23 protein-coding genes and 1 other RNA gene are annotated in these 25,246 nt (G+C 50.0%); 14 read left to right on the plus strand and 10 right to left on the minus strand.

Annotated features, from left to right (window positions below):
* Nucleotides 1-65: 65 nt before the first annotated feature.
* Together rnpB and rsmI are read right to left on the minus strand one after the other, a co-directional pair.
* An RNA gene (gene rnpB / locus M2404_RS02265) (RNase P RNA component class A) lies at nucleotides 66-434 on the minus strand.
* Nucleotides 435-454: 20 nt separating this feature from the next.
* On the minus strand, nucleotides 455-1,306 hold the full coding sequence (gene rsmI, locus M2404_RS02270) for a 16S rRNA (cytidine(1402)-2'-O)-methyltransferase (protein WP_259238026.1): 852 nt from the start codon (nucleotides 1,304-1,306) through the stop codon (nucleotides 455-457).
* A gap of 110 nt (nucleotides 1,307-1,416) precedes the next feature.
* On the opposite strand from rsmI, the gene M2404_RS02275 reads away from it, so the two are divergent.
* The 4 genes from M2404_RS02275 to dolP are packed head-to-tail and all read left to right on the plus strand — an operon-like array spanning nucleotide 1,417 to nucleotide 4,755.
* Nucleotides 1,417-3,225, plus strand: coding sequence for a penicillin-binding protein activator (locus tag M2404_RS02275; RefSeq protein WP_259238028.1), 1,809 nt, complete (start codon nucleotides 1,417-1,419; stop codon nucleotides 3,223-3,225).
* 7 nt (nucleotides 3,226-3,232) lie between these two features.
* On the plus strand, nucleotides 3,233-3,580 hold the full coding sequence (locus M2404_RS02280; RefSeq protein WP_259238030.1) for a YraN family protein: 348 nt from the start codon (nucleotides 3,233-3,235) through the stop codon (nucleotides 3,578-3,580).
* Nucleotides 3,581-3,601: 21 nt separating this feature from the next.
* Nucleotides 3,602-4,183 (plus strand): SIS domain-containing protein, encoded by a 582-nt coding sequence (locus M2404_RS02285; RefSeq protein WP_092795828.1) that lies wholly within the window; start codon nucleotides 3,602-3,604, stop codon nucleotides 4,181-4,183.
* The gene (dolP, locus tag M2404_RS02290; protein ID WP_259238032.1) at nucleotides 4,180-4,755 is read left to right on the plus strand and encodes a division/outer membrane stress-associated lipid-binding lipoprotein; all 576 of its coding nucleotides are present in this window, start codon (nucleotides 4,180-4,182) and stop codon (nucleotides 4,753-4,755) included. The genes M2404_RS02285 and dolP overlap by 4 nt, the downstream gene beginning before the upstream one ends.
* Nucleotides 4,756-4,814: 59 nt before the next feature.
* Here dolP and M2404_RS02295 read toward each other — a convergent pair whose 3' ends face one another.
* Both M2404_RS02295 and rarD read right to left on the minus strand, forming a co-directional pair.
* The gene (locus M2404_RS02295) at nucleotides 4,815-5,492 is read right to left on the minus strand and encodes a DUF599 domain-containing protein (protein WP_259238034.1); all 678 of its coding nucleotides are present in this window, start codon (nucleotides 5,490-5,492) and stop codon (nucleotides 4,815-4,817) included.
* Between the two features lie 161 nt (nucleotides 5,493-5,653).
* Nucleotides 5,654-6,562: an EamA family transporter RarD gene (gene rarD, locus M2404_RS02300; RefSeq protein ID WP_259238037.1), complete on the minus strand. Its 909-nt coding sequence runs from the start codon at nucleotides 6,560-6,562 to the stop codon at nucleotides 5,654-5,656.
* Between the two features lie 183 nt (nucleotides 6,563-6,745).
* Here rarD and recQ point away from each other — a divergent pair, with 183 nt between their 5' ends.
* Nucleotides 6,746-8,569 carry a DNA helicase RecQ gene (gene recQ, locus M2404_RS02305; protein ID WP_259238038.1) on the plus strand — a complete coding sequence of 608 codons (1,824 nt, stop codon included), beginning with the start codon at nucleotides 6,746-6,748 and terminating at the stop codon, nucleotides 8,567-8,569.
* Here the strand turns inward: recQ and M2404_RS02310 are convergent.
* Entirely contained in the window at nucleotides 8,539-8,844 is a 306-nt protein-coding gene (locus M2404_RS02310) for a c-type cytochrome (RefSeq protein WP_259238040.1), read from the minus strand. The genes recQ and M2404_RS02310 overlap by 31 nt on opposite strands.
* A 197-nt stretch (nucleotides 8,845-9,041) precedes the next feature.
* On the opposite strand from M2404_RS02310, the gene M2404_RS02315 reads away from it, so the two are divergent.
* The gene (locus tag M2404_RS02315; protein WP_259238041.1) at nucleotides 9,042-11,906 is read left to right on the plus strand and encodes an EAL domain-containing protein; all 2,865 of its coding nucleotides are present in this window, start codon (nucleotides 9,042-9,044) and stop codon (nucleotides 11,904-11,906) included.
* A gap of 124 nt (nucleotides 11,907-12,030) precedes the next feature.
* Nucleotides 12,031-12,636, plus strand: a complete 606-nt coding sequence (locus M2404_RS02320; RefSeq protein WP_259238043.1) for a YkgJ family cysteine cluster protein — start codon at nucleotides 12,031-12,033, stop codon at nucleotides 12,634-12,636.
* A gap of 66 nt (nucleotides 12,637-12,702) precedes the next feature.
* Here the strand turns inward: M2404_RS02320 and M2404_RS02325 are convergent, their stop codons facing one another.
* From M2404_RS02325 to M2404_RS02335, 3 genes are read right to left on the minus strand one after another with little or no spacing between them, the layout of a single operon-like run.
* Complete coding sequence (locus M2404_RS02325) at nucleotides 12,703-13,725, minus strand: zinc-binding alcohol dehydrogenase family protein (protein ID WP_259238044.1); 1,023 nt, start codon at nucleotides 13,723-13,725, stop codon at nucleotides 12,703-12,705.
* Nucleotides 13,726-13,753: 28 nt separating this feature from the next.
* Nucleotides 13,754-15,124 (minus strand): sigma-54-dependent transcriptional regulator, encoded by a 1,371-nt coding sequence (locus tag M2404_RS02330; protein WP_259238045.1) that lies wholly within the window; start codon nucleotides 15,122-15,124, stop codon nucleotides 13,754-13,756.
* The gene (locus M2404_RS02335) at nucleotides 15,117-16,964 is read right to left on the minus strand and encodes a sensor histidine kinase (protein WP_259238046.1); all 1,848 of its coding nucleotides are present in this window, start codon (nucleotides 16,962-16,964) and stop codon (nucleotides 15,117-15,119) included. The genes M2404_RS02330 and M2404_RS02335 overlap by 8 nt, the downstream gene beginning before the upstream one ends.
* 327 nt (nucleotides 16,965-17,291) lie before the next feature.
* Here M2404_RS02335 and M2404_RS02340 point away from each other — a divergent pair, with 327 nt between their 5' ends.
* The 7 genes from M2404_RS02340 (at nucleotide 17,292) to M2404_RS02370 (ending at nucleotide 23,920) form a co-directional block, all read left to right on the plus strand.
* Nucleotides 17,292-18,698, plus strand: coding sequence for a cytochrome ubiquinol oxidase subunit I (locus M2404_RS02340; RefSeq protein WP_259238047.1), 1,407 nt, complete (start codon nucleotides 17,292-17,294; stop codon nucleotides 18,696-18,698).
* Nucleotides 18,698-19,741 carry a cytochrome d ubiquinol oxidase subunit II gene (cydB, locus tag M2404_RS02345; RefSeq protein WP_259238049.1) on the plus strand — a complete coding sequence of 348 codons (1,044 nt, stop codon included), beginning with the start codon at nucleotides 18,698-18,700 and terminating at the stop codon, nucleotides 19,739-19,741. The genes M2404_RS02340 and cydB overlap by 1 nt, the downstream gene beginning before the upstream one ends.
* Complete coding sequence (locus M2404_RS02350; RefSeq protein WP_259238050.1) at nucleotides 19,741-19,872, plus strand: hypothetical protein; 132 nt, start codon at nucleotides 19,741-19,743, stop codon at nucleotides 19,870-19,872. The genes cydB and M2404_RS02350 overlap by 1 nt, the downstream gene beginning before the upstream one ends.
* Nucleotides 19,873-20,015: 143 nt before the next feature.
* Nucleotides 20,016-20,333, plus strand: coding sequence for a hypothetical protein (locus tag M2404_RS02355; RefSeq protein WP_259238052.1), 318 nt, complete (start codon nucleotides 20,016-20,018; stop codon nucleotides 20,331-20,333).
* A gap of 84 nt (nucleotides 20,334-20,417) precedes the next feature.
* Nucleotides 20,418-20,978: a CBS domain-containing protein gene (locus M2404_RS02360; RefSeq protein WP_215396839.1), complete on the plus strand. Its 561-nt coding sequence runs from the start codon at nucleotides 20,418-20,420 to the stop codon at nucleotides 20,976-20,978.
* A 168-nt stretch (nucleotides 20,979-21,146) separates the two neighbouring features.
* Nucleotides 21,147-23,246, plus strand: a complete 2,100-nt coding sequence (locus M2404_RS02365) for a S9 family peptidase (RefSeq protein WP_259238055.1) — start codon at nucleotides 21,147-21,149, stop codon at nucleotides 23,244-23,246.
* A 209-nt stretch (nucleotides 23,247-23,455) separates the two neighbouring features.
* A complete protein-coding gene (locus M2404_RS02370; protein WP_259238056.1) occupies nucleotides 23,456-23,920 on the plus strand; it encodes a hypothetical protein in 465 nt (154 codons plus the stop codon).
* A gap of 18 nt (nucleotides 23,921-23,938) precedes the next feature.
* On the opposite strand, the gene M2404_RS02375 is transcribed toward M2404_RS02370, so the two are convergent.
* A complete protein-coding gene (locus M2404_RS02375; RefSeq protein WP_259238058.1) occupies nucleotides 23,939-24,913 on the minus strand; it encodes a DUF4862 family protein in 975 nt (324 codons plus the stop codon).
* Nucleotides 24,914-24,937: 24 nt separating this feature from the next.
* A complete protein-coding gene (locus M2404_RS02380) occupies nucleotides 24,938-25,246 on the minus strand; it encodes a hypothetical protein (protein WP_259238059.1) in 309 nt (102 codons plus the stop codon).

Raw genomic sequence — 25,246 nt, forward strand, 5'->3', positions numbered from 1 at the left:
TTTTCTGCCGGTACCCTATAAAAACAAAAACCGCAGCCTGTTACAGCTGCGGTTTTATGGTGTTTGATGTGAGCCGGCCGTTAAGCCGGGTTCTGTGCTCTGTTGCCAGAGTGACAATCATTCCTCTAGGACTTAAGTCACCTTAAGCCTCAAGCAATCTACCCGCCCCCAACGCGGGCCGCGCCAAAGGGGGCCTATTTGATCTTGCTCCGGGTGGAGTTTACCGTGCCACGAACTGTTACCAGCCGCGCGGTGCGCTCTTACCGCACCCTTTCACCCTTACCTGATCCCACTTGCGTGGGCCATCGGCGGTTTGCTCTCTGTTGCACTGGTCGTAGGCTCACGCCCCCCAGGCGTTACCTGGCACCCTGCCCTGTGGAGCCCGGACTTTCCTCCCCCTGCTTGCGCAGGCAGCGATTGTCTTGGCCAACTCACGGCGGCGATTATACCGGTTTTATTCGGTTTCACCAGACAATTGCAGTGCCACTTTATATAAAGCGTTTTTCTTGCCACCATGAATTTGTGCCGTTAATGCCGCAGCCTTTTTTAGTGGTAACTCGGTTAGCAATAGTTTGAGGGTGCCAAGCTCGGCTTCGCTTACTTCACTTTCAGCTTTGGGTGTTGGCGCTATCATTAATACCATTTCGCCCTGGCAACGTTGTGGATCGGCCTCAAGCCAGGTGGCAATTTGGGCAGCGGTGCCATATTCCAGATGCTCAAAGGTTTTGGTCAGTTCCTTGGCCAGCACCAGTTCGCGCTCAGGGCCAAACACCTGTACCACATCCTGCAGCGTATCTTTTATCCGCCGCGCGGTGTCGTAGCAAATAATAGTACCGACACCGGCCGGAATCTCTGCCAGCTGGTTTTGCCGCTGCTGGCTTTTGGGTAGTAAAAAGCCGATAAAATGAAATTTGTCGGTCGGCAAGCCTGCGGCACATAAAGCGGTAATTAATGCACAGGGGCCGGGAATGGGGATCACCCGTACACCCGCTTCGCGGCACTGGCGCACTAAACTGTAGCCGGGGTCGCTTATCAGCGGCGTACCGGCGTCAGACACCAACGCCACATGCTCACCGGCCAGACATTTTTGGATAATACTGGCAGCGCGCTGTTTTTCGTTGTGATCATGCAGTGCTATGGTTTTGGCACTTATGCCAAGGTGCGATAATAAGCGCCCGGTGTGGCGAGTGTCTTCAGCAGCTATCCAGGCTGCCTGCTTTAAGGTGTCAATAGCGCGCTGGCTGATGTCGTCCAGATTGCCTATCGGGGTCGCCACTACATATAAAAAACCGTTATCTTTTGCCATTTTATGATTAATGTACGCTATTTAATTGAGCTTAACCGGCAGTCTCAGTAAGATAAGACCATTGTTTCGCTATGGTACTGTGCATTGTGACTTCCAGCAAATTAAAGCCTTTGTTATTTCTCTGCGCCGCAGGCGTGTTAAGCAGTTGCGCGCAAGGCCCGCAACAACGCCAGACAGACACCCCTCTGCGCAGTGAAGCGGCTGCCAAAGACGAGGTAAAAACCGGTGTTGCGGCCCGCCAGCTCTATCAGTTGGCAGCAAATTATCAGGCCGAGCCACAACATTATCATTTACTTAAAGCAGCGCGTCAGGCACTGATTGAACAGGATTACCTGCTGGCACTGGCCATTTGTGAAAACCTGAAACAAAGCCCGTTTGTGCAGATCCGTCAGCAAAACCTGCTGCCACTGTTACAGGCTTATATTGCTACCGGGCAGCATGCAAACCTGAGCAACCTGCTGGAAAAAGCAGACATAAAAGACGTAGCCCGTGCTGATCAGGCAGAGTTTCTCTGGCTCAGCGCAGGCTACCACAGTGAGCAACGCCGCTACCTGGCTGCCAGCCGCAGCTTGCTGCAACTGGAGCAATACAGTGATATCAGCAACAACTACCCACAGTATAATGATTTACTCTGGCGTAACCTCAGCGCCCTAAGCGACAGCCAGTTAGAAAGCCTGCGGGTAAACGCCCGGCAAAATACACTGGCCTGGATTAATCTGGCACAGCTAAGCCGGCGCCATATTGGTAACCCGCAGGCACTGCAGCAAGCTTTTGCTGACTGGCAGCGGCGCTACAGCAGCATGCCGCGGTTACAGCAGCTCCCTGAAGCTGTGCAGCAGCTGTTTAGCTTACAACCATTTCAACCGGCTAAAATTGCCGTGTTATTGCCGCTGCAAGGCCAGTTCCGCCAGCATGCTCAGGCTATTCAGTACGGCATTCTGGCAGCAGCCAGAGCCAATGAGGCTGAGTTAGTGTTTATCGACAGCCAGCAATCAGCCAGTGCCCTGCGTGAGCAAATCAGTGCCCTGCAGGCCGAGTTTGTTATCGGGCCTTTGTTAAAAGACCAGGTTGACGCCATTAGTAACGAGGCCGACTGGCCCTGGCCAACGCTGTTTTTAAATACGCAAGACTCAACTAAAACTAACGCCAAAGATAAATTTTACTTTGCGCTTAGTATGGAAGATGAGGCGACTCAGGTAGCTGAACTGTTTCAGCAAAAAAGCTACCGCCGCCCGGTGGTGATCAGCGCTGCTAACAACATCGCAGTGCGGATGCAGCAGCACTTTAGCCGCCAGTGGCAGCAACTGGGCCACCAACCGGCAGAAAACTACCAGTTTAATAGTAAGGAAGATCTGGAAGCCCTTATAGCCCGTTTACTGGAAACAGATCGCAGCCGCGAACGCCTAAAGCAAATTAACAGCCTGGTGCCGCAAAAACTGGAAACCGAGCCACACAGCCGGTTAGATATCGACGCCATTTACCTGATTGCCGATCCGGTGCAAACCCAGCTGTTTAAGCCCTTTGTTGATGTGTCTGTCAGCCCGACAGCACCGCGGCTGCCTATTTACGCCAGCTCACGCAGCCACAGCACCAGCCTTAGCAGCACAGATTTACGTGATTTAAACGGCCTGACCTTTACCGAAATGCCCTGGATGCTGGGCGAACAAAGCTCTGTTGAGCTGCGCCAACAATACCAGCAACTGTTTAAAGAGCAGGATGAAACGCTACAACGTTTGTTTGCTATGGGATATGACGCCTATAAACTGGTGGGTAGCCTGCGCCAGCAACAACAATTACCATCGGCGGTGTTTCCCGGCCTTACCGGACAATTACGGCTTAGCGCTGATGGCAGTATAGTACGCCAGTTAAGCTGGGCAAGTTACCGCAACAGCCGGTTAGCGCCGGTGCAGGAACCCTGATTAGCTTATGAATAAACTGGGCCAGATGTACGAACAACTTGCTCTGGCATATCTGCAACACCAGGGATTACAGCTGGTACAACAAAATTACCAGTGCAAAGCCGGTGAAATAGATTTAGTCATGCGCGACAGCAGCACGCTGGTATTTGTTGAAGTAAAATACCGCGCCAGTAGTGCTTTTGGCGGTGCCATTGCGGCAGTTACTGTAGCCAAACAGCAGAAACTGCTGCGCACCAGCCGCTGGTATTTACAACAACACAAATTAAGCGATACCGCATGCAGGCTTGATGTGCTGGCTATTGAAGGCCAGCCGCCATATCAGTATCAATGGATAAAAAATGCGATTACGCAGTAGTACAACAAGCAGGATACCCTGATGCAAGAGCATATTCGCCAGTTGTTCAGCGAAAATATTCAAACCATGATAGCCACCGGCGAAAGCCTGGCTGGCCCGCTGGAAAATGCCGCCTGTGTTATTGTTAATAACCTGATTAGCGGCGGCAAAGTTATTTGTTGTGGCGAAGGCGCCACCAGTGCGTTGGCAAACCACTTTGCCCAGCTACTGCTGGACCAGTTTGAAACTGAGCGCCCCACGCTGCCAGCACTGGCATTACTACCACATAATCACAGCTTGCAGCACTGCCATCAGCAGGATTATCTGGCCCGGCAAATTAAAGCACTGGGGCAAAGTAACGATGTCTTGCTGGTTATTTCGCTTACCGGTGCCGAACCAAGTTTGATAAAAGCCGTCGAAGCAGCATTAACCAACGACATGAAAGTTATAGCCCTGACAGTAGATACCAGTGGCGAGCTGTCGGGTTTACTAAACCAACAAGATGTTGAGCTAAAAGTACCGGTACACCGGCCCGCACGCATTTTTGAATGCTATACCTTTTTACTGCACAGTCTGTGCGAACTGATAGATATGACGTTGTTCCCACAACAAGGAGATTTATGAATACGCTAAAGTTAGTCTGTGCCTGTACCTTACTGGCGTTATTACAGGGCTGTGCCGCAGCAGTAGTTGCCGGTGGCGCCACAGCGGTAACATCAGCCAATGACAGACGCACCCTGGGTGCGCAAATTGACGACAAAAATGTTGTGTTAAAAGCGACACGCGCTTTATCTGATGACGCCAGCACAGCTGAAGGCAGTAATATTAACGTAACCAGTTATAACGGTGTATTACTGCTTACCGGCCAAACCCGCAGTGAAGCCATTCGCCAGCAGGCACAGGCGCTGGTTGGCAAAATTGATGGCGTGCGTGATGTACAAAACCAGATCCGCCTGGGTAACAACACCGCCATGACTACCCGCACCCGCGATAGCTGGATCTCCACCAAAGTAAAAACCCAATTGCTGGCAGATGAACAGGTAAGCGGCTTGAATATCAAAGTGATAACAGAAAACGCCGAAGTGTTTTTAATGGGTTTGGTTACCGAGCAAGAAGCTGCCAAAGCAGTAGATATAGCCCGCCATGTTGATGGCGTATCGCGCGTAGTGCGCGCTTTTGAAATCCGCCAGAACTAAGCCGTTAAACCCGCCAGTATGTCAAAATGCCCGAGCTTGCACTGCAAGCCGGGCATTTTTTAGCATTCCTGCAAAGCTTTAAGCACCTTAGAATGAAACTCACGGTGCTTCATTACCATCATCACGACAACGGATGCCACCATAAACAGTATCGGGTCGATAAACCAGGTTAGCGCCGATAATGAAAAATAGATCGAACGCAAACCGTAGTTAAACGAATGGCCAGCCTGATCGATAACTTTGGCAGCACGGTTGGCATAGAGTTTTTGGTCGTCAGCAGTCATATCACGGCCATCAGGCGCAGCACCAATTAACACACCACAAAAACCATACTGGCGTAATGACCAGGTGAACTGAAAAAAAGCAAACACAAAAATAAATGCCAGCAGCAATAGCTTCAGTTGTACCGAGCTTTCGCTGTAGCTGGCCCAGGGCACCAGATTAGACAACATCAGGCTGAGTTTTTCTGCTGACGCCATCGCCGTAAGCAAACCTGCCAGTATCAACAGGGTACTGGAAGCAAAAAAGGTGACATTACGCTCCAGCGTGGAAATAAGCCCGACATCGGCCATTTTGTTATCACGCAGCAACATCTTTTGCATCCAGTCATTGCGCTTTCGCCGTAGCTCAAACGACAGACAAGACACCACTTTCGCGCGGCGTTTGGCAAATAACGTATAGCCGACCCACAGACAAAAAAACCAGACAACGGCAATGACATCAATGCTACCAGCCATCAAAGACCCCTTATTTCAGCTGTTTATACCCTTCGTCTTTCAAGATGCACGGTTGTTGGCTGCGCTCACTCACCCCAATCACATAGTATTACTATACTCATGGGGATTCATTCACTTGCCGCCTACGTGCAGCTTGAAATTCATTGGGTATACAGCTTACGTTATTTTAGTTTTGCCCGCAGCCGGCGCTGGCGGTTAAATTGCCACGCATCAGCGGTATATAACAATAACGCCAACCAAATTAAGCCAAAAGTAACAAAACGGTCTGCCGCAAAAGGCTCATGATACAGCCAGACACCAAATACAAACATAAAGCTTGGCCCTATGTACTGGAAAAACCCCATGGTGGATAACTGTAAACGCCGGGCTGCAGCGATAAAACATAACAGCGGTACCGTGGTTACCAGGCCGGCCGCCATCAAATAACCATTTAGCTGCCAGCTGTTGGCTAACAAATTTGCCGCGCTGCTGTCAGCAAACTGCCACCAGTACCATAATGCCAACGGTAGTAATAACAAAGATTCATAGAACAAACCGGTAATCGCGTCTACCGCCAGTTTTTTACGCATCAAACCGTAAATAGCAAAGGAGCCGGCCAGTGTCAGCGCTATCCATGGTAGTGAACCAAAAGTGATCAGTTGGATCAGCACACCGCTGGTGGCTAGCGCCACTGCCGTCCACTGCATTTTACGCAGCCGCTCGCCTAAAAACAGCATACCCAACAGCACGTTAAGCAGCGGGTTAATGTAATACCCCAGGCTGGCATCCAGCATATGATGATTGTTCACCGCCCAGATAAACAACCCCCAGTTGCCGCCAAGTAATAAAGCCGACACCAGCAACCAGCCAAGTATTTTAGGCTGGCGTAAAATAGCCAGCACTTTGTCGCCCTGACGTAGCGCCAGCACGATTAACGATAGCAGCACAAAAGACCAGACAATACGGTGCAGCAGAATCTCTGTTGCCGGAATAAAATCAATTTGTTTGAAGTACAGCGGGGCTACACCCCATAAACTATAAGCACTGGCGGCGAAGATGCCCCCAAGTTTTTGTTCGCGACTTAACGACATGCAGGCAGGCTCCGGTAGATGAGGCGCCATTATACGCCGAAATAAGCCCGTCCAGCAGCTCACTTAACGACAAAAATGAGCCAGTTGGCTAATGCTCTGGCGCAGATAAGTTCAATTTACTGTTTCTGAGCATCGCATTTGCCATTAGAATGGCGGCTTATTTCAGTTGCCCGATGGTATTAAGTGATAGACGTTCTGCTACCCCTGTTAAAACAAGCCTTTGGTTACAGCGAATTCCGTGACGGCCAACTGGATGTGATCCAGGCAGCCTTACAGGGGCAGGACAGCTTTGTGCTGATGCCAACCGGCGGCGGTAAATCGCTGTGCTATCAATTACCGGCATTATTGCTGCCACAAATCACCTTAGTGGTATCCCCGCTGATGTCACTGATGAAAGATCAGGTTGATGCTCTGCAGACTAACGGTATTGCCGCTGAGTTTATTAACAGCAGCCAAAGCCGTGAAGAAATACTACAAATATTTGCCCGGCTACGCCGGGGTGAACTCAAGCTGCTATATGTAGCGCCCGAGCGCCTGTTACAACCGCAATTTCTCGACCGCCTGCAAGATTTGGGCGTCAGCCTGTTTGCCATTGATGAAGCGCACTGTATTTCACAGTGGGGCCACGATTTCCGGCCAGACTATATGGCACTAGCCCTGCTAAAACAGCGGTTCCCGGCGGTACCGGTAATGGCCTTAACCGCTACAGCAGACGGCGCCACACGCCAGGATATTTTGCAACAGCTGAACCTGCAGCAACCCCTGGTGCATCTGGGTAGCTTTGACCGGCCGAATATCCGTTACACCGTACAGGAGAAATTCCGCCCGGTGGAACAACTGGTCGGTTACCTGCAACAGCAGGATGGCGCCAGCGGCATAGTATATTGCGGCTCAAGGCGCAAAGTAGATGAACTGACCGAACAACTAAAACAGCGTGGCTTTAACGCTGCCGCTTACCATGCCGGCCTTAGCAGCGACGAGCGCAATAAAGTGCAGGATGCCTTTAAGCGCGACGATTATCAGTTGATTATTGCCACTGTCGCCTTTGGCATGGGGGTAAATAAATCGAATATCCGTTATGTGGTGCACTTTGAGCTGCCACGCACCATTGAAGCTTATTATCAGGAAACCGGCCGCGCCGGGCGTGACGGTGTAGCCGCCGAAGCCATGCTGTTATTTGACCCGGCCGATATAGGCCGGATGAAGCGCTGGTTGGATGCCGAAGAAAACGCCCAGCGCGCTGAAGTAACCTGGCAGCGCTTTTTAGCTATGGCCGCCTTTGCCGAAGCGCAAACCTGCCGCCGCCTGGTATTGCTGAACTACTTCGGCGAAGCCCGGCAAACCCGCTGTGGCAACTGCGATATTTGTTTGCAGCCACCACAGCAATTTAACGGCACTGAGTTGGCGCAAAAAGCACTGTCTTGTGTTTACCGGGTTGGCCAGAGTTTTGGTATGCACCATGTTATAGACGTACTGCGCGGCGGCCAAAGCCAAAAAGTGCTGGAGCTGGGCCACGACAAACTGTCAACCTGGGGCATTGGTAAAGAATTAAGCCATGATTACTGGCTGAGTATTTTGCGTCAGCTCATTCATTTTGGTTTATTGCAACAGGATATTACCGCTCATTCGGTATTAAAACTGCAACCAGCCGCCCGTCCGGTACTGCGTGGTGACACTGAATTGTCACTGGCTGTACCCAGGCTGCAAAGCGTAAAACGCGAACCCGAGCGCCTGAGCAAACAACAATACGACCGGGCTTTATTTGCCAGGCTTAAAGCACTGCGTAAAAATATTGCCCAGCGCGATGATGTACCACCTTTTGTGGTATTCAGTGATGCCAGCTTAATTGAAATGTGCCAGCAATTGCCAACAGACAACCGCAGCCTGCTGGCAATATCAGGCGTTGGCCAGACAAAGCTGGCCCGTTATGGAACTGACTTTATTGATGAGATCAGTGATTATCTGGCAGCAGATAATCAGCCGCCGGCCGGTAAGCTGGCAAAATAAGCGGCAATATTCGCCACATCAGCATCGGTTAAACCTGAAGCCATCGGTGACATAATCGGGTTTTTCCGCTCGCCATCACGGTAAGCCTTAATAGAGCTTTCCAGATATTTTACTTTTTGCCCGGCCAGATTAGGGTAATCAGGAATAATCGAAATACCATTCGCGCCGTGACAAGCTGCGCACACTGCAGCTTTGGCCTTACCGGCAGCGATGTCAGCTGCACTGGCTGATCCTGCCAGCAACAAAAGCCCACACATCAGTATGTTTAGTTTCATAAAATTTCCCATGTTGTTGTTTTCTTATCTAGTTATAACCTAAGTTTCGGCTGGCTCAAACCGGATAAACTAACCTTTAGCTGATCCGCATCAAAACCACGGTAAACAATGTTTTTTGCTGACACCATAGCACAGCATATGTTACTGTTCACCGCTCATTTCATTAACATTTCAACCTGCTGCGGAGAAAGCTGTCAGTGAGAACAGGCACTTACTGCTTATTGCTATTGATCTGGCTGTGTACCCTGCCTGCCCATGCATTTCATGCTGAAGTTAACATGCTACACAGCCCGCTGCCAGAACAGCAGCGCCTGCAGCAGGTTTATTTTCAGGTTACGCCGTTGCAACTGGGTTTGGACGATATCCTGGCAGATCCGGAAAAACAGCATGCATTTAGCTTACTTGCGCCCTCGCAGCAGATTTTATTTACAGAGCATCAGGTAGTATGGATGTTTGCCCGCCTGCAGAACAACAGCCATCTGCCCCGCCAGGTAGTACTGGAATATGACTTTCCGTTGGCAGATAAAATTGAAATTTACCAGCGTAACAGACAAACACAAGATGTCCGCCTGCTGAGCCGCTCAGGCAACGATTACCCCTACACAGAACGTGCCTTGCCCTATCGCAGTTATGCTGTCAGCCTGAACCTCGCCGCGCACGAACAAGCCGATATTTTTATCCGCGTACAGGACGCCGCTCTAGTACCCAGTGACTTATTGCTGTGGCGTTATAACAGCTTTATTGCTTACACCCAAAAAAGTGCCATTCTGGATGGCCTGCTACAAGGCATATTATTGCTGCTGGCATTTTACAACCTGGTACAATTTTTCCGCTTAAAAGCGAAAAACTATCTGTACTACAGTGCTTTTTTTGTCAGCTTTGCGCTGGTTATTGCCGTACTTAACGGCATGGCTTTTGCCATGCTGTGGCCTGGCCATCCGGAAGTTAATCAGGCTATTTTATATATCAGTGTCGGTACAGCGCTCTTGTGCCTGAACTTATTTATTCACCACGCACTACAGCATTTATATACACCCTTGTGGCGCTGGCTGAGCCACGCCAGCAGCTTTGCCGCTATGTTGCTGTTATTCAGCCCGTTATATGCCTCAGGCCAGTACCGGCTGTTGTTATTGTTTCTGGCTTTGGGCTGGGTACTTGGCAGTAATATTATATTGGCGGTGCGCTTCACGCTGGCTGGCCAGCCACAAGCCCGTTCTTTTGTCTGGGCTTGTGTGTTTACATTGTGCACTGCGCTGTTACTGACGCTAAGCCAGGCGGGTTATCTAAACACCGGCTTTGACTGGCTATACCTGCTGCAATTATTAATGTTATTCAGCCTGGCATTAACCAGCTTTGGTTTGCAAAAAATACCGCGCCACAGTGACGCAAGCAGCTTAAGCATGAGCCAGTTACAGCAATACCATGATATTTTTCATAACGCTGTTGAGGGTATGTTTACCACCACTTTGGATGGCAAACTGTTAAACGCCAACAATGCCCTGCTGAATATTCTCGGATACAACACGCTGGATGAACTGAAACGTGCCGTGAGCGACAGCGGTATGGCACGTTTTTATGCCGACCCGGCCGAGCGGCAAATGCTGGTGCAGCAATTGGAGCTTGGCAACAACAAAAGCTTTGAAATTCAGGGCTTACGTGCCGATAACAGCCCGTTCTGGGCCTTGATGTCGGCACGGCTGGCGCGCTCAGTGCATAATCGCGATGCTTTCGTACATGGCTCTGTTATTGATATTACCGAACAAAAACTGGCCCACGAGCAGTTAGCCTATCTGGCTAACCACGACAGCCTTACCGCACTTTACAACCGTTTTTACTTTGAACAGCAGCTACAGGCATTGTGCCAGCAAGGCGGCGCTACCGCTGGCTGCATGCTGTATATTGATATTGATCAGTTTAAACTTATCAACAACAATTGCAGCCATAGTGCAGGTGATGCGTTACTGAAACAACTGAGCGAAGTGTTTAAACGTGCCCTTGGCCGCAACGGCCCGCTGGCCAGGCTAGACAGCGACGAATTTGGTGTTTTGTTAACCGGTAAAAATGCTAATGAAGCTTTTGCCCTGGCCTACCGTGTGCTGGATGCCGTAAAAGAGTTCCGTTTTATCTGGCAAGACAGCATTTACCCCATCAGTGCCAGTATTGGCATAGCTGAAATCAGCGGCAGCAATATTGTTGCCGATGATGTGATTAAACAGGCCGATGCCGCCTGCAGTATCGCCAAAGACAAAGGTCGCAACCGCATTCAACTATTTGACAGCAACGATCTGGAAACCCAGCGCCATCAGGCAGAAATGCAATGGGTTGCACAACTGCGTGATGCGATAGCACAAGACCGCTTTGTGCTATACCAACAGCCCATTCAGGCATTAAAACAACCTGGCAGTGGCATGCATTACGAAGTGCTGTTACGTCTGCAAGGAGAAGACGACAACCTTATCGGGCCGGGTAGCTTCCTGAGCTCTGCCGAACGTTTTGGTTTGATGCCGCAAATCGACCTCTGGGTTATCCGCCATTACTTCCGCTGGTTACAGCAAAACCCTCAGCATCTGCAACAACTGGAGCTTTGCTGTATTAATGTGTCTGGCAGCTCGCTGGTTGACAGTGGCTTTAAAGAGCAGGTGCAGCAACTATTTACTGACTATCAAATTCCTTATCAGCATATCTGCTTTGAAATCACTGAAAGTGTGGCCATTGTTAATTTACAAAACACACTAAGCTTTATTCAGTTTTTTCGGGGCCAGGGCTGCTTATTTGCCCTGGATGATTTTGGCAGCGGCTTTTCATCTTACAGCTACCTGAAGCACTTTCCGGCCGATTTTATTAAGATTGACGGTCACTTCGTGCGTGACTTGCTGGACGACCAATACGATAAAGCTATAGTAAAATCTATTCACGAGGTAGCTAAAGCCGTAGGTATGCGAACGGTTGCAGAATATGTTGAAACTCAGGCCGTATGCGACGCCCTTCAACTATTGGGCATTGATTATGTGCAAGGCTATGCCATAGCCAGGCCAATGCCCTTACTGGCGTTATCCGGTTAACCCTAATTATATTTCTCAGCGCCTATTGCTGACAGATTGAACAACTCAGTACAATGGCGCTGCAACATTTCGTTGCTCCTTAACAGGCAAACCCAAATTAATAGTTATTTCGTTCGGAGTCTTTATGCAACGGCTGCGTGAATTATCGCGTCGTGTTGAGGCTGTGTATGGCGAAATAGCGGAAACATTTTCAGCATATCAGCAACAGCGCGGCTTAAATTGCCGTTCTGGCTGTGGTGAATGCTGTTTGCAACCGACGATAGAAGCGACGGTGCTGGAAATGATGCCGCTGGCATTACACTTGTTTGATCAAGGTAAAGCAGAACAAACACTGACACAACTCGAAGAGTTAACAGAGCCTCAGGGCTGTTTTTTTTATCAAAAGCTGTCATTTGACGGCAAACAGGGCCAGTGCAGTGTATACCAGCAGCGCCCCAGCATTTGCCGCTTGTTTGGCGCTTCAGGCTATCGCGACAAACAGGGTAAAACCTCTTTGTCGGTGTGTAAGGTTATTAAAACTGACCGGGCACAACCCTATCAGGACACACTGATCGCAATGGAGTCTGATCCACCGCCGATGATGATTATGGCCAAAGAGCAGGTAAACGAGCTGGACTATGAGCTGGGTAAACAACATTTACCCATTAATGATGCCTTGCAGCAGGCACTTGAAAGAGTGTTATTTAAAGCCTGGTATAGTGGCATGAACGACGATCAGCAGATTGCATAGCGCCGGATTTAACAGCAGCCAGATTTGGCTGCTGTCCTGATGGGGCTGTTGTATAGTCGAAACCCGTTAGTTCCAGCCTTCCAGTACCACTTTACCAATAGCAGTACCGCTTTCCAGCAGCAAATGAGCCTGACGCAAATTACCGGCATTAATAGTACCCATCGTTTGCTTTAGCGTGGTTTTTATCTGGCCTTGCTGAATAAGCCTGGCCAAATCAGTTAGCAACTGATGCTGCGCATTCATATCCGGCGTACCAAACATGGCGCGGGTAAACATAAACTCCCAGTGCAGCGAAATACTTTTTTGCTTAAGCGGCATAATATCCAGGCCATCCACCGGATCATCTATCAGGGCCAGCTTGCCCTGTGGCGCCAGCAGTTGCACCAGCTCAGCGTAATGCTGGTCGGTATGGGTTAAACTGGCAACATGGCTGACACAGCTTAAATCAAGAGCTTTTAACTGCGGTAACAACGGCTGGCTGTGATCCAACACATAGTGCGCCCCCAGCTCAGTAACCCATTGCTTGGTTTCCGGCCTGGATGCTGTAGCAATAATGGTTGCCGTGGTTAATTGGCGGGCCAGCTGCACCAACACTGAGCCTACGCCACCGGCTGCACCGGTTACCAGCAACACCGGGCGCGGGTGCTTTAAACTTGGCTGCTGAATTTCCAGCCGGTCAAACAACAACTCCCAGGCGGTAATGGCAGTTAACGGCAAGGCTGCAGCTTCAGCGTAACTTAAACTATCCGGCATCACTGCAGCCAGGCGTTCATCAACCAGTTGCAGTTCACTGTTGCTGCCAGGGCGGGTTAATGAACCGGCATAAAATACTTTATCACCCACTTTAAACAAGCTGACATCTTCGCCTACTGCTACTACTTCACCGGCGGCGTCCCAGCCCAGTACTTTGTGTTGCCCGGCTTCGGGCTGAACCCGCTTTCTGATTTTAGTATCGACCGGGTTAACCGATATTGCATGCACCCGTACCAGAATATCCTGACCACTGGCCACCGGATCGGCCAGTTCAATATCAACCAACGCTTGTGGATCGGTTGCCGGTAGTGACTGCTGATAACCTACTGCTTTCATTTTTATTCTCCCAGTTTTGCCGCCTACCTTAATCTGCCAGTTGGTAGCGGTCAATTTTCTTTAGTAACCCCTGCCGGGATAAACCCAGTTGGCGTGCGGCCTGGCTTTTATTACCGTTACATTGCTCAAGCGCTTGTTTAATCATGCGTATTTCCAATTGCTGCACGGCCTGATCTAACAATTGTACACCTGTCTGTGTTACCACTTGTGTAGCGTCCGGTGTACCGGCTTCCGGGTGCAGCAAGCTGATATCAGCCATGCTGATCACTCCGCCCTGCGCCACTGCGGCAACGCTTTCCAGCGTGTTTTTCAGCTCGCGGATATTACCCGGCCAGTCGCGCTGTAAAAACCAGCTTAGTGCAGTGCTGTCCAGTTTTAATCGCTGGCCCTGCTGCTGCGATAACTGCTCAAGAAAAAACTGCAGCAGTAGCGGTATATCCTGACTACGGCTGCTAAGAGCAACAGTTTCCAGCGTAATACCTTTAATGCGGTAATACAGATCTTCCCGAAACAGGCCTTTTTGTACCAATTGTGGCAAATTAGCGTTGGTGGCAGAAATAAGCCGTAAGTCAATTTTTTGCTGCTCACGCCCGCCAACCGGGAAAAAGGTGCCTTCCTGCAGTACCCGCAACAGCTTTACCTGCATCGGTAAGGGCATTTCGCCAATTTCATCGAGAAACAAGGTGCCACCGTCAGCCAGTTTCAGCAACCCCGGCCGATCTTTATCGGCCCCGGTAAAAGCACCTTTAACATAGCCAAACAGTTCACTTTCGAGCAGGTCGGCCGGAATGGCGCCACAATGCACAGACACAAAAGCTTGCTCTGAGCGCCGGCTGAGTTCATGCAATGCCCGCGATACCACTTCTTTACCGGTACCGGATGGCCCGGTTACCAACACCCGTACATCAGTAGGGGCAATACGCTGGATCAGCGTGCGCATAGCCTCCATCGCCGGTGATACACCAATTAAACGCTGCACTGCGTTACTGGCCTGGCGTTGTTGTTTCAACTGGCTAAGCTCTTGTTCAAGTTGATGCTTACCCAGCGCGCGCTTTATTACTACTGCCAGTAAATCAGGGTCAACCGGTTTGGCTATAAAATCCCAGGCACCAAGCGCAATAGCATCCAGCGCCAGTTGCCGTTCGGCATGGCCAGTTAAAATAATGACCGGCCTGGCAATAAATTCCGGCAGGGCCTGTAGAGTATGCTGCGGGTTAAATTGGGGCGGTAATGATAAATCAAGCAAAATTAAGTCAGCGTCAAATTGCTGTAGTTGCTGGCGCGCCTCGGTTAAATCGGCCGTCGTGACTACCTGATAACCACTGTTTTGCAACCAGCTTTGCGCCAACTGGCGAAATGCCGGTTCGTCGTCAACCAGTAATATGCGGCCTTTATTCATTTACAGTATCTTCTTTATTTAAATTAAAACGTAATTCAAAGCTGACTGGCCAGCCAAGATCAGTGCGGTGGTTAATTTCACCACCGTGCGCCTGCATAATACGCCGCACTATCGCCAGCCCCAGGCCACTGCCGCCAGCCCGTTTGCTGACAAACGGCTGAAACAGGCTGCTATGCTGCTCAGGGGCAATAGCCGGGCCATTATTGTGCACATACAACAGCAACTGCGGGCCCTGTTGCTGTGCCTGCAGCTTAATAATGGCACCATTCTGGTTACGGCAAAATGCCAGTGCATTATCCAGCAGGTTTACTATTACCTGCTGCAAACGGTAAACATCGGCGGTGATCAGCAGTTGTTCATCTATCTCTAACTGACAACTTACTCCTTGCCAGTCGTGTTGCTGAACCAGGCTTTGCAACAGTGCATTAAGTGGTACTGTGGTTAATTGCAACTGCAGCTGGCCGGAATAACTCAGTAAATCGGCAATTAGCCGGTCGGCACGTTTTAATTGCTGCTGAATATGCCGGCGGGTGTCGTCTGCCGTACTTGCTGCGGCCATAGCAATAATATTCAGCGGGTTTCTCAGCTCATGCGCCATCGCGGCCGATAATGCGCCAAGCTCTACCAGATGCTGTTGATCCAGCCGTTTTCGCTCCGCCTCGGCCAGTTTTAATGATTGTTCCAGAATACGGCAACTGCTTAACAATAAAGCTGCAAACACCTCGCCCTGCAGCCTGTAACCCGGTGTAACATCATCCCAGCCGTTAAGCTCATAATGCCAGCCTCCGGCCCCCCGCTGGCAGTGAATTTGCAGTTGGGCTGCCACGGCCTGAGTGTGCGGTAAATGCACAGCAACGCGCATACGTAACTGTTGTGCTAACAATGTGCTGCCAAGCGCCGCCAGTTCTGTCCAGCTTTCGCTTTGCTGCAACTGCGAGCGCCAGCGCTCCAGCAAGGCTTCATTTAATGTCACGCCGGGATATATCAACCGCCTGGCAAGTGCCGCCACCGGCTGATAACAGGCAGCCGATAATAACAGCAGCAAAGCAGAATACAGCCAAAGCTGCCATGCCGGAACTGCCGACAGCGCCTGCATACCAAACTGCCCCAGCATGGCACTGACCAGTGCCATCAACGCCAGCACCACCAGCAACATACAAAACCACAGCAATGCCTTGTTGGCAAAAGCATTAATCGCCAGTACCTGATACCGCACCACACCATATACCAGTAATAACAGGTAGCTGGGTAATAACAGCATCGGGTACGGATACCAGGTCAGGCCAAGTGACGGGAATATAAAACTGCTAGCCAGCAGTAAGCCCCAGCCCCCGGCGATAAACATAGCGCCAATAGAACGCTTGCGGTTACCGGAATGATGCCGCCAGCCATGCAGCAGCACACCATGGGCGGCAACACCCAGCAACACGGTGTACACCAGGTTTAACCAGCCCAGCCCCTGAAAAGCAAAAAAGGTATTAAAACCGGTAGTAGCAATAATTTTGCCACCATTAAACTGCCAACTCAGTACAATAAGCAGTAACGTAAAGCCATATAGCAGCATAATATGTCGCTGCAAAACCTTCTGCCATGCCGCTAAAGGCCGGCCTGCTGCGACAAATTGCAAAGCAAAATGTAAAAAGCACATTGGCATTAGCGGGTTTGCCAGTACCAATGCAATACCCAACTGCGGCCACTGATGCAAAATGGCAATATGACCCGCGCACCACAATGCCATCATAGCGGCAAAACCTGCCAATGCCGGCATACCTGTTTGGCGCTGCCCTTGCCAGAGTAACCAGCCAGCCAGTAATACCGCACAACCACTGGTTAACAGCATGCTTATTTCAAATATTAAGTACAGTGGCACTGTAAACCTCGTTTACATTAACCTGAAGTGTAAATCGTAAACCTTGTTGACAATCCAAACAAGAAGAATATAAAAATTGATATAAATCATAAAGTAATAAGTTCGCTCAAAAAGTGGTAAGCATCTTGCAAATCTCGTTGCACAAACCCAGTTATATAAACCAAGCAGATGTCGCATTAAGAGAGTACATTATGAATAGTAGTTTATTAATCACTGAAGTTCTGGCACTAAGCCTGATGGTGGCCGTAGCGCTGGCGCCTGCCCTCTACCATTATTTGCAGCAGCGGAGACGCTGATATGGAACTGGATGCTGCGCTATTATCCCGTTTGCAGTTTGCGTTTACCGTTAGTTTCCACATTATTTTTCCGTCTATTACCATCGGCCTGGCAACGTTGATTGCGATTTGGGAAGGCCTATGGCTGAAAACCGGCAACCCGCTCTATTTGCAACTGGCTAAATTCTGGATCAAGCCTTTCGCCATTACTTTTGGTATGGGGGTGGTGTCAGGCATAGTGTTGTCGTACGAATTTGGCACCAACTTTTCTGAATTTTCCCGCATTACCGGCGCAGTGCTGGGACCGTTAATGGCATACGAGGTACTGACCGCGTTTTTCCTTGAGGCAGGCTTTCTTGGCATTATGTTGTTTGGCTGGCAACGCGTTGGGCCTAAGCTGCATTTTATGGCTACGGTGGTGGTGGCAGTAGGCACCTGGATTTCGGCATTTTGGATTATTGCCGCCAACTCCTGGATGCATACACCGGCCGGCCATATTATTGTTGATGGCGTATTCCAGGTAGACAGCTGGTGGCAGGTCATTTTTAACCCGTCAATGCCATACCGCTTTACTCATATGTTACTGGCGGCTTTTATTACCGGCACTTTTGTTGTGTTAGCTACCAGCGCATGGCAACTGCGGCACAGCGAGCACAAAAACATGGCCCGCAAAGGCTTGTCTATGACACTGTGGCTGGCACTGATTTTAACGCCGCTACAGGCTTATGTCGGTGATTTGCACGGCCTTAATGTAAAAGAGCATCAGCCGGTAAAACTGGCCGCAATGGAGGGTATTTGGGCCGAGCGTGAAGCCGGTGCGCCGCTGCTGTTATTCGCCATTCCAGACAGAGTGGCAGAAAAAAACCATTTTGAGATAGGTATTCCAAAACTGGCCAGCCTGATTTTAACCCACGACCCTGATGGTGAACTAATGGGCTTAAAGGCTGTACCAGCTGACGAGCGGCCTAATGTAGCTGTGGTGTTTTTCTCGTTCCGCGTGATGGTGGGTATTGGCGTACTGATGATTTTAACCGCGTTTACCGGTGCATTCTTACGCTGGCGTGGCACCTTATACCAAAGCCGCTGGTTTTTAACTGCCTGCAGTTATCTGGCCCCCAGCGGCATTATTGCTGTGCTGGCGGGCTGGTATGTGGTAGAGGTTGGCCGCCAGCCGTGGCTGGTACATGGCCTGATACGTACGATAGATGTGGTATCGCCTCTGCCAGCTGAGCGGGTGCTGTTTTCTCTCACCCTGTTTGTGCTGACATACAGCCTGCTGTTTGGTGTTTACCTGTACTTTATGCGCAAGCTTATCCGTAAAGGGCCGCCACCGATGGAAAAACTGTCACAACAACTGATTGGTGTTAAAGCATCGGGCTATGCCGTAGCACTGGCCAAACATATAAAACCGGAACAGGAGCAACACTAATGGAACTGCAAATAGGTCTGCCTTTGTTTTATTTCCTGTTGCTGGGTTTTGCCATTTTAATGTATGTGCTGCTGGATGGCTTTGATTTAGGCATCGGTATTTTGTATCCATGGTTTAACACCGACGCCGAGCACGATCATTTAATGCGTTCTATTTCGCATGTCTGGGATGGCAACGAAACCTGGCTGGTATTTGGCGGTGTGATCCTGTTTGGCGCTTTTCCGCTGGCATATGCCAGCATCGCCTCACTACTGTACCTGCCAATTATGCTAATGCTGATAGGGCTGATCTTTCGCGGCGTGGCGTTTGAATACCGCTTTAAATCCCATACCTCTAAAATATGGTGGAACCGGGCTTTTGCCATAGGCTCCAGCCTGGCGGCGTTTTGTCAGGGCCTGATGCTGGGTGTATTGGTGCAGGGAGTCGATGCCGACAGCATAGCCTCGTCCAGCCTGCAGTGGTTAACGCCGTTTAGCCTGTTTACCGGTTTAGCGGTAATGGCTGGCTATGCTTTGCTGGGGTGCACTTATCTGACCATGAAAAGCCGCGGAGACATTCAGCAAAAAGCCGCCCGCTACGGCCAGCGCCTGTTATTATTTGTAATGCTGGCGATGTTGTTGGTCAGTTTATTTACGCTATACCGGCAACCGGAGATCCGCGATCGTTGGTTCGGCGGCGCCCACAGCCTGATCCTAATGTTACTGCCCCTGATGGCCGTACTGGCTGCCAGGTTGTTATTCCGTGATTTAGGCAGGGTGCAGCGCCAGTTTGCTGCAGAGGCAGATATCAGTATCCGCCATGAAAGCCGCCCGTTTTGGCTGGCTGCCAGTTTGTTTTTACTGGCTTTTGCCGGTTTGGTTGCAGGGCTGTTTCCTTACTTACTGCCGCACCAAATCAGCTTTTATACTGCAGCGGCCCCCGATAGCAGCTTAAGCTTTATGTTACCGGGCGTACTGATCTTTTTACCGCTTATTCTGGCGTATACTTTATGGGGTTATCATATCTTTCGCGGTAAGGTAGAAGACTATGAGGAGGGCTACTAATGGTAAAACTATCGCTGCCTAACGGACGGCCATTGCCTAAAATAGTCTGGTTTATTCTGCTGTATCTGGTGGGTTTAGGCAGCCTGACATTGGTTGCACTGTTACTGAAAAGCCTGCTCTCCGGCCTGTAAACGCCACTGTGTCGTGCAAAAATAGTCGTTAATCGCAATTTTCAGCTATTTTTGCAGCGCCCCCTTGCGCAAGCTATAACAAGCGCTCATTATCAAATGACATCGTGTTACCTTAAAACGGTGTATTAAGTGAATGAGGTTGTATGCGCTGGCTAAGTAGTTTTGCCTTACTGTTGTATCTGAGTTTATTGTGCACGCCGCAAGCCTTTGCTGTGCATGATCAGCGCTTATCGCCGCTGGCAGATACCCAGTTTCATGCACTTACGCCATCTGCTTCACACCACACAGTAACAACAGAACAAGACAGCACTGACGAACCACAACCTGTGCTGCCGGTTTCTGCCGGTATTACCACCTTAGCTTTTTTCAGCACAGTTTATGCTGTGCGCATTGTATTTAGCAAAGCACCGTTCTTAGTTTCTCTGCAGGCCCGCGCCCCGCCGGTTTTATCCTCACATTAATTTCAGCCAGAACAGCCCTGCTGTTCACCATTAAATTATTTTTTAGCCGGTATGGCCTCTGCGTACCGGTATGTGAGGAACACCATGAAAACATTAGCATTATATTCTGTTGAAGCCATTGACCATTTAGTACAACCTACCGATTTTGATGGTATGACATTAAACTCACCGGCACTGACCGTAGTGACCGACTTTAAACACAGCCAGCCTAATACTGTGATTGCATCTACCACAGCACGTGATGCGCTGGACATGATGCAGCAGGAGCAAACCAAACTTAAGCTGGTAGTAGACCACGACGCGGAATTAGTGGGTTTATTGCACCTTGACCAACTGTCAGATCAATCGATTATGCGCCGTATTGCCTTTGGCGACAGCCGCGATGACATTACCGTAGCTGACTTAATGCGCCCGCGTGAGCGCATTAAAGCACTGGCGTACCAGCAACTGCAGCACTGCAGCATTGCTGATGTAGTTAACACGCTGCAATCAAGTGGTGAGCAACACTGTGTGGTAGTGGACCGTGAATCACACCAGATCCGCGGTGTAATAAGCGCGCAGGATATTGCCCGGCGTTTACGTATGCAGTTGCATATTCAGCAAGCTCCCACCTTTTTGCATATCTTCGACAGCTTATCTGCCTGATGCTAAAACGGCTGGCCTTAGCGCCAGCCTTTTTCTTTGCCGTATTACCACAGCATATTAGCTATGCCGCTTAAAACCTGCGCTTTGCCGCTGTAGGGTTTGTACTTCTGTCTGGATCGGGTTAGGTTTAAGCAAAAATAAACTTAAACTACACTATCCGGGAGCATTATGCGTACATTTACCCGCTCAGCGCTGGTGATTACCACCAGCTTATTACTGAGCAGCCCTGCCTTACTGGCTGAAGAGCCTGTTGCCATATCGGGCGCAGCCAACGCCACTACAACAGCCAGCAGCCGTTACTTTGAGGCAGAAGATATTTTCGCACTGGAATATGCCGCTGATGTGCAAATATCGCCTGATGGCAGCAAAATTGTCTATGTGCGCGCCAGTAATGACATTATGACCGACAGTACCCGCAACAGCCTGTGGTTGGTGGATGTAAAAACCAGCCAGCAAGTGCCGCTGTTTGCCGACCAGTTTAATTACAGCCAGCCGCGTTGGTCTGCCGACGGTAAACATTTGGCTTTTATTTCTGATATGAGCGGCTCCCGGCAAATTCATTTGCACTGGCTGGCAGAAAACAAAACCGCCCAGTTGTCTAAATTACGGCAAAGCCCATCTAACCTGGTTTGGTCACCGGATGGCAAACAACTGGCGTTTACCATGAATGTAGATGCCCGTGAGGCCGCTGTAAAACAAAGTGTAAAGCGGGTAAAAAAACCTAATGGTGCCAAATGGTCTGAGCCCGCCGTAGTGCTGGACCGCGTGCGCTATCAGGCTGACGGCCAGGGCTTTTTAAAGCCGCAGTTCCGGCAAATATTTGTTCTGCCGGCCAGTGGCGGCACTGAGCGCCAGTTAACGCAGGGTGACTTTAATTACGGTAGCGATTTAAGCTTTACACCAGATAGCAAAGCGCTGGTATTTTCTGCCAACCTCGACCCCGACTGGGAATATCAGCCACGCGACAGCAATTTATATAAACTGGATTTAGCCACAGAACAGTTAACAGCCCTTACTACTATGCCAGGCACTGAATCATCGCCGGTGTTTTCGCCCGACGGTAAACAACTGGCGTTTTTATGGCAAAACAATGCCCTGGTGCCTTACAGTAACAGCAAGCTGAAAGTATTAAACCTGAGTTCAAACAACATCAGCGACATAGCTGCAGACTTTGATCGCAGTATCGACCAGCCAAACTGGCTGAATAACTCCAGCTTTGTGGTGCAGTACGACGATCGCGGCCAGCGCAAGCTGGCTACCCTGACCAGCGGCGGTAAAATTACCGAGCTTACTGCCAGCTTAGGCGGGGTGTCACAGCCGCAGCCTTATTTAAGCGGCTCATACTCGGTAGCCAATAACGGCACCATCGCATACACACATGGTACCAGCCAGCGTCCGAGTGAGGTTGCGGTGCTACAGAAAGGTAAAGCTACAGTACTTACTGCCCTGAATGAAGATTTGCTTGGCCATAAAAAGCTGGCCCAGGTACATGAAATTACTTATAAGTCGTCTTTTGACGATGAAGAAATACAAGGCTGGTATATGACACCGCCAGACTTTGACCCGGCGAAAAAATACCCGCTGTTGCTTGAAATTCATGGCGGCCCGCACTTAGCCTATGGCGCTCAGTGGAGTGCGGAAATGCAGCGCTATGCCAAAGAAGGTTATGTGGTGTTTTATGACAACCACCGCGGCAGTTCATCGTACGGCGAGCGTTTTGCCATGTTGCTGCACAATAAATACAGCTCACCGGAAGACTACGCCGACCACGACAGCGGCGTAAATGCGATGCTGGCACTGGGCTTTATTGATGAAAATAACCTGTTTATCGGTGGCGGCTCGGCCGGTGGTATTGCTACCGCTTATGCCATAGGCCTGACTGACCGCTACAAAGCAGCTGCAGTGGTAAAACCGATTATTAACTGGTTAAGTAAAGTGCTAACCGGCGATACTTATACCTATCAAACCTTCCATCAGTTCCCCGGTGTGCCGTGGGAAAATGTCGAGCACTACTGGCAGCGCTCGCCATTAAGCCTGGTTGGTAATGTAAAAACCCCGACGATTTTGATCACCGGTGAAGCAGACCGGCGTACACCTATTTCAGAATCAGAGCAGTTTTATCAGGCGCTGAAACTACGCCGGGTTGATACCACTCTGGTACGGGTACCGGGTTCACCGCACGGTATTTCTAACCGCCCCAGCAGGATGATTGAAAAAGTAGAATATATGCTGGCCTGGTTTGAAAAGTACCGCACGCCGTCAAATTAACTGACTAACCTCTACAAATAACCTTAGCAGAACCGGCTTGCTCTAAACTAACCGTTGCAGGCTAGGATGGCCGAATCGAGCCCCCAGGGATGGGTTTACGGCGTGTTAGTGTGGGCAACCGGTTCAAGCTCAAACGTCAAAGTGCTTTTATATTGTGAATTTAAGGCCTGCATGCTAGTTTGCCGCCTGTCGTATTTGCCGGAGTGCCTGTGATGGTGGCCAAGCTTATTATTTTTAGTATCCGCTCGCTTATTTCCCTGCTGCTTGGCGTGGCGCATGTGTATTTTGTGATCTTGTGTTTTGGTTTTATCGCTACGATAAACCCGGTACAACTGTGGATTATGGACTCCGATACCTTACGCAGCTCAGCACTATTATGGCTTTCCATTATGGATTTAGTGCTGCATCTGTTGCTGGCTGTTCCGGTTGTAATCGCTCTGCTGTATCTGCAAACCCAGCTACGCCGTTACCACCTGTGTTTAGTTACGGTGCCAATGCTGGGTTTTGGTTTATACAGTTTGTGGCAGCTGTTTAGCCTGCGGCACGAGCTTAGCCTGACTTACCTTAGCTATATCAACACCCTGCTACCTGCTTTTGCATTACTGCTTGTTGGCTTTTTGGCGCTAAAACACTTTGGCCGTATCAAACCTGCTGCCGCCTCCTTGCGGCTGTAACAGTCACGCTTTTAACCCTTAAGACGGTAAAAAATAACGGTCTAATATTGCCAGCGTATCGCGAATATATGCCATGCGCTGGCTAATATTGGCACTGTGTGGCCGGATGCCAATTTTTGCGCCCAGTACCGGCAAGCCAGCGGCATCGTTGCACACAGCCAAACAGTTGTGCATAGCCTGCTCTGTCATCCAGCTACCGGGTTCACCCTTTACTACCTGTCCGCTGCTCTGCGGTGGTTGATGGCTATCACGCCAGGCGCCGTATTCGCTATCCTGATCAGATACCCCGGAAAACATCAGCCCGCTTAGCACACCTGCCGCCTGTGCGGCCAGAATATGCTCAACAGCACCTGCAACCCGGCGGGTTTCAAATACCGAGCGCCCCCAGTTAATTACCATACCCAATTGCTGCTCTTTGCCCAACTCTGTATTTAACTGCGTAATAACGTCCAGCTCATCACTTAGTGCTAAAAAGCCTTTTGACGGAGCCTGGTGCTCAACATAAGCATCGCAATGTTCAATCACAATACGGGCGCCATGCCAGTTCCAGCTAAGCATAGTGCGCAGCGATGCCATCAGCGCCGCTTTAGAGGATGACGCTTTATGCCTGGCCGGTGCTGTCTGGATTTGAATGGCCGTAACAGCCTGACGGCCCAGGTGGGCATTTAATTTACCAATTGCTGTGCAGGCCTGCTGCATAAAGTTAAGTGCAGCCAGGCGCCCGGCTTCATCATCAGAAGCAATACCAAACATTGGGTTTTGCCCCAGTGCATTCATAATGCCTGGGATACAGGTAAATACGTAATGCCACTGTGGGTCGATATTGGCTAAAAACCAGCTGTCATCATATTGGTGCAAAGCACCTAAAAACGGGTGCTCCAGGCCTTTGATATTCGGCAGTGCTTTTAATTCGTTGTAATACGCTGTTTCCAGCATAGGATCCCAGCCACTATAGTTGGGAGAAGCGGCATAAGCGCCAAGGTAATATTTCATTGTGTTATGTATCCTTTTTAACGCTTAATCGTCCGGGCTGTTAAGCGTAAACACCAGGTGCTTGCGCATATCTTTTAGCACTATGCCCTTTTTCAGTAACAAGCCGCTCAACCGCTTTTGCCATACCAGCAACTGCGGCTGCGCTGTATCCAGCATAGCTTGCTCAGTAAACTGCAAGCGCACCAGCAACGACACCGGAAAGGCCTCATACTCCAGGCTAAACCAGCACTGCACCGCGCCAGGCAAGTCCAGCAGCGCCTGCTGCTCCAGCTTTGTTACCGCCTCCAGCACCGCAGCCTGTTGTTTAAGTTGTACTACAGAGAGTTTTTTCAT

This window comes from Rheinheimera pacifica, assembly GCF_024809855.1.
GTDB lineage: Bacteria > Pseudomonadota > Gammaproteobacteria > Enterobacterales > Alteromonadaceae > Alishewanella > Alishewanella pacifica_A.

Bases quoted from the DNA above. Each gene is read 5' to 3' on its own strand.
- rsmI (WP_259238026.1), bottom strand. From the start codon at position 1,306: ATGGCAAAAGATAACGGTTTTTTATATGTAGTGGCGACCCCGATAGGC.
- M2404_RS02280 (WP_259238030.1), top strand. From the start codon at position 3,233: ATGAATAAACTGGGCCAGATGTACGAACAACTTGCTCTGGCATATCTG.
- M2404_RS02285 (WP_092795828.1), top strand. From the start codon at position 3,602: ATGCAAGAGCATATTCGCCAGTTGTTCAGCGAAAATATTCAAACCATG.
- dolP (WP_259238032.1), top strand. From the start codon at position 4,180: ATGAATACGCTAAAGTTAGTCTGTGCCTGTACCTTACTGGCGTTATTA.
- M2404_RS02295 (WP_259238034.1), bottom strand. From the start codon at position 5,492: ATGGCTGGTAGCATTGATGTCATTGCCGTTGTCTGGTTTTTTTGTCTG.
- rarD (WP_259238037.1), bottom strand. From the start codon at position 6,562: ATGTCGTTAAGTCGCGAACAAAAACTTGGGGGCATCTTCGCCGCCAGT.
- M2404_RS02310 (WP_259238040.1), bottom strand. From the start codon at position 8,844: ATGAAACTAAACATACTGATGTGTGGGCTTTTGTTGCTGGCAGGATCA.
- M2404_RS02320 (WP_259238043.1), top strand. From the start codon at position 12,031: ATGCAACGGCTGCGTGAATTATCGCGTCGTGTTGAGGCTGTGTATGGC.
- M2404_RS02325 (WP_259238044.1), bottom strand. From the start codon at position 13,725: ATGAAAGCAGTAGGTTATCAGCAGTCACTACCGGCAACCGATCCACAA.
- M2404_RS02330 (WP_259238045.1), bottom strand. From the start codon at position 15,124: ATGAATAAAGGCCGCATATTACTGGTTGACGACGAACCGGCATTTCGC.
- M2404_RS02335 (WP_259238046.1), bottom strand. From the start codon at position 16,964: ATGCTGTTAACCAGTGGTTGTGCGGTATTACTGGCTGGCTGGTTACTC.
- M2404_RS02340 (WP_259238047.1), top strand. From the start codon at position 17,292: ATGGAACTGGATGCTGCGCTATTATCCCGTTTGCAGTTTGCGTTTACC.
- cydB (WP_259238049.1), top strand. From the start codon at position 18,698: ATGGAACTGCAAATAGGTCTGCCTTTGTTTTATTTCCTGTTGCTGGGT.
- M2404_RS02350 (WP_259238050.1), top strand. From the start codon at position 19,741: ATGGTAAAACTATCGCTGCCTAACGGACGGCCATTGCCTAAAATAGTC.
- M2404_RS02355 (WP_259238052.1), top strand. From the start codon at position 20,016: ATGCGCTGGCTAAGTAGTTTTGCCTTACTGTTGTATCTGAGTTTATTG.
- M2404_RS02360 (WP_215396839.1), top strand. From the start codon at position 20,418: ATGAAAACATTAGCATTATATTCTGTTGAAGCCATTGACCATTTAGTA.
- M2404_RS02365 (WP_259238055.1), top strand. From the start codon at position 21,147: ATGCGTACATTTACCCGCTCAGCGCTGGTGATTACCACCAGCTTATTA.
- M2404_RS02375 (WP_259238058.1), bottom strand. From the start codon at position 24,913: ATGAAATATTACCTTGGCGCTTATGCCGCTTCTCCCAACTATAGTGGC.
- M2404_RS02380 (WP_259238059.1), bottom strand. From the start codon at position 25,246: ATGAAAAAACTCTCTGTAGTACAACTTAAACAACAGGCTGCGGTGCTG.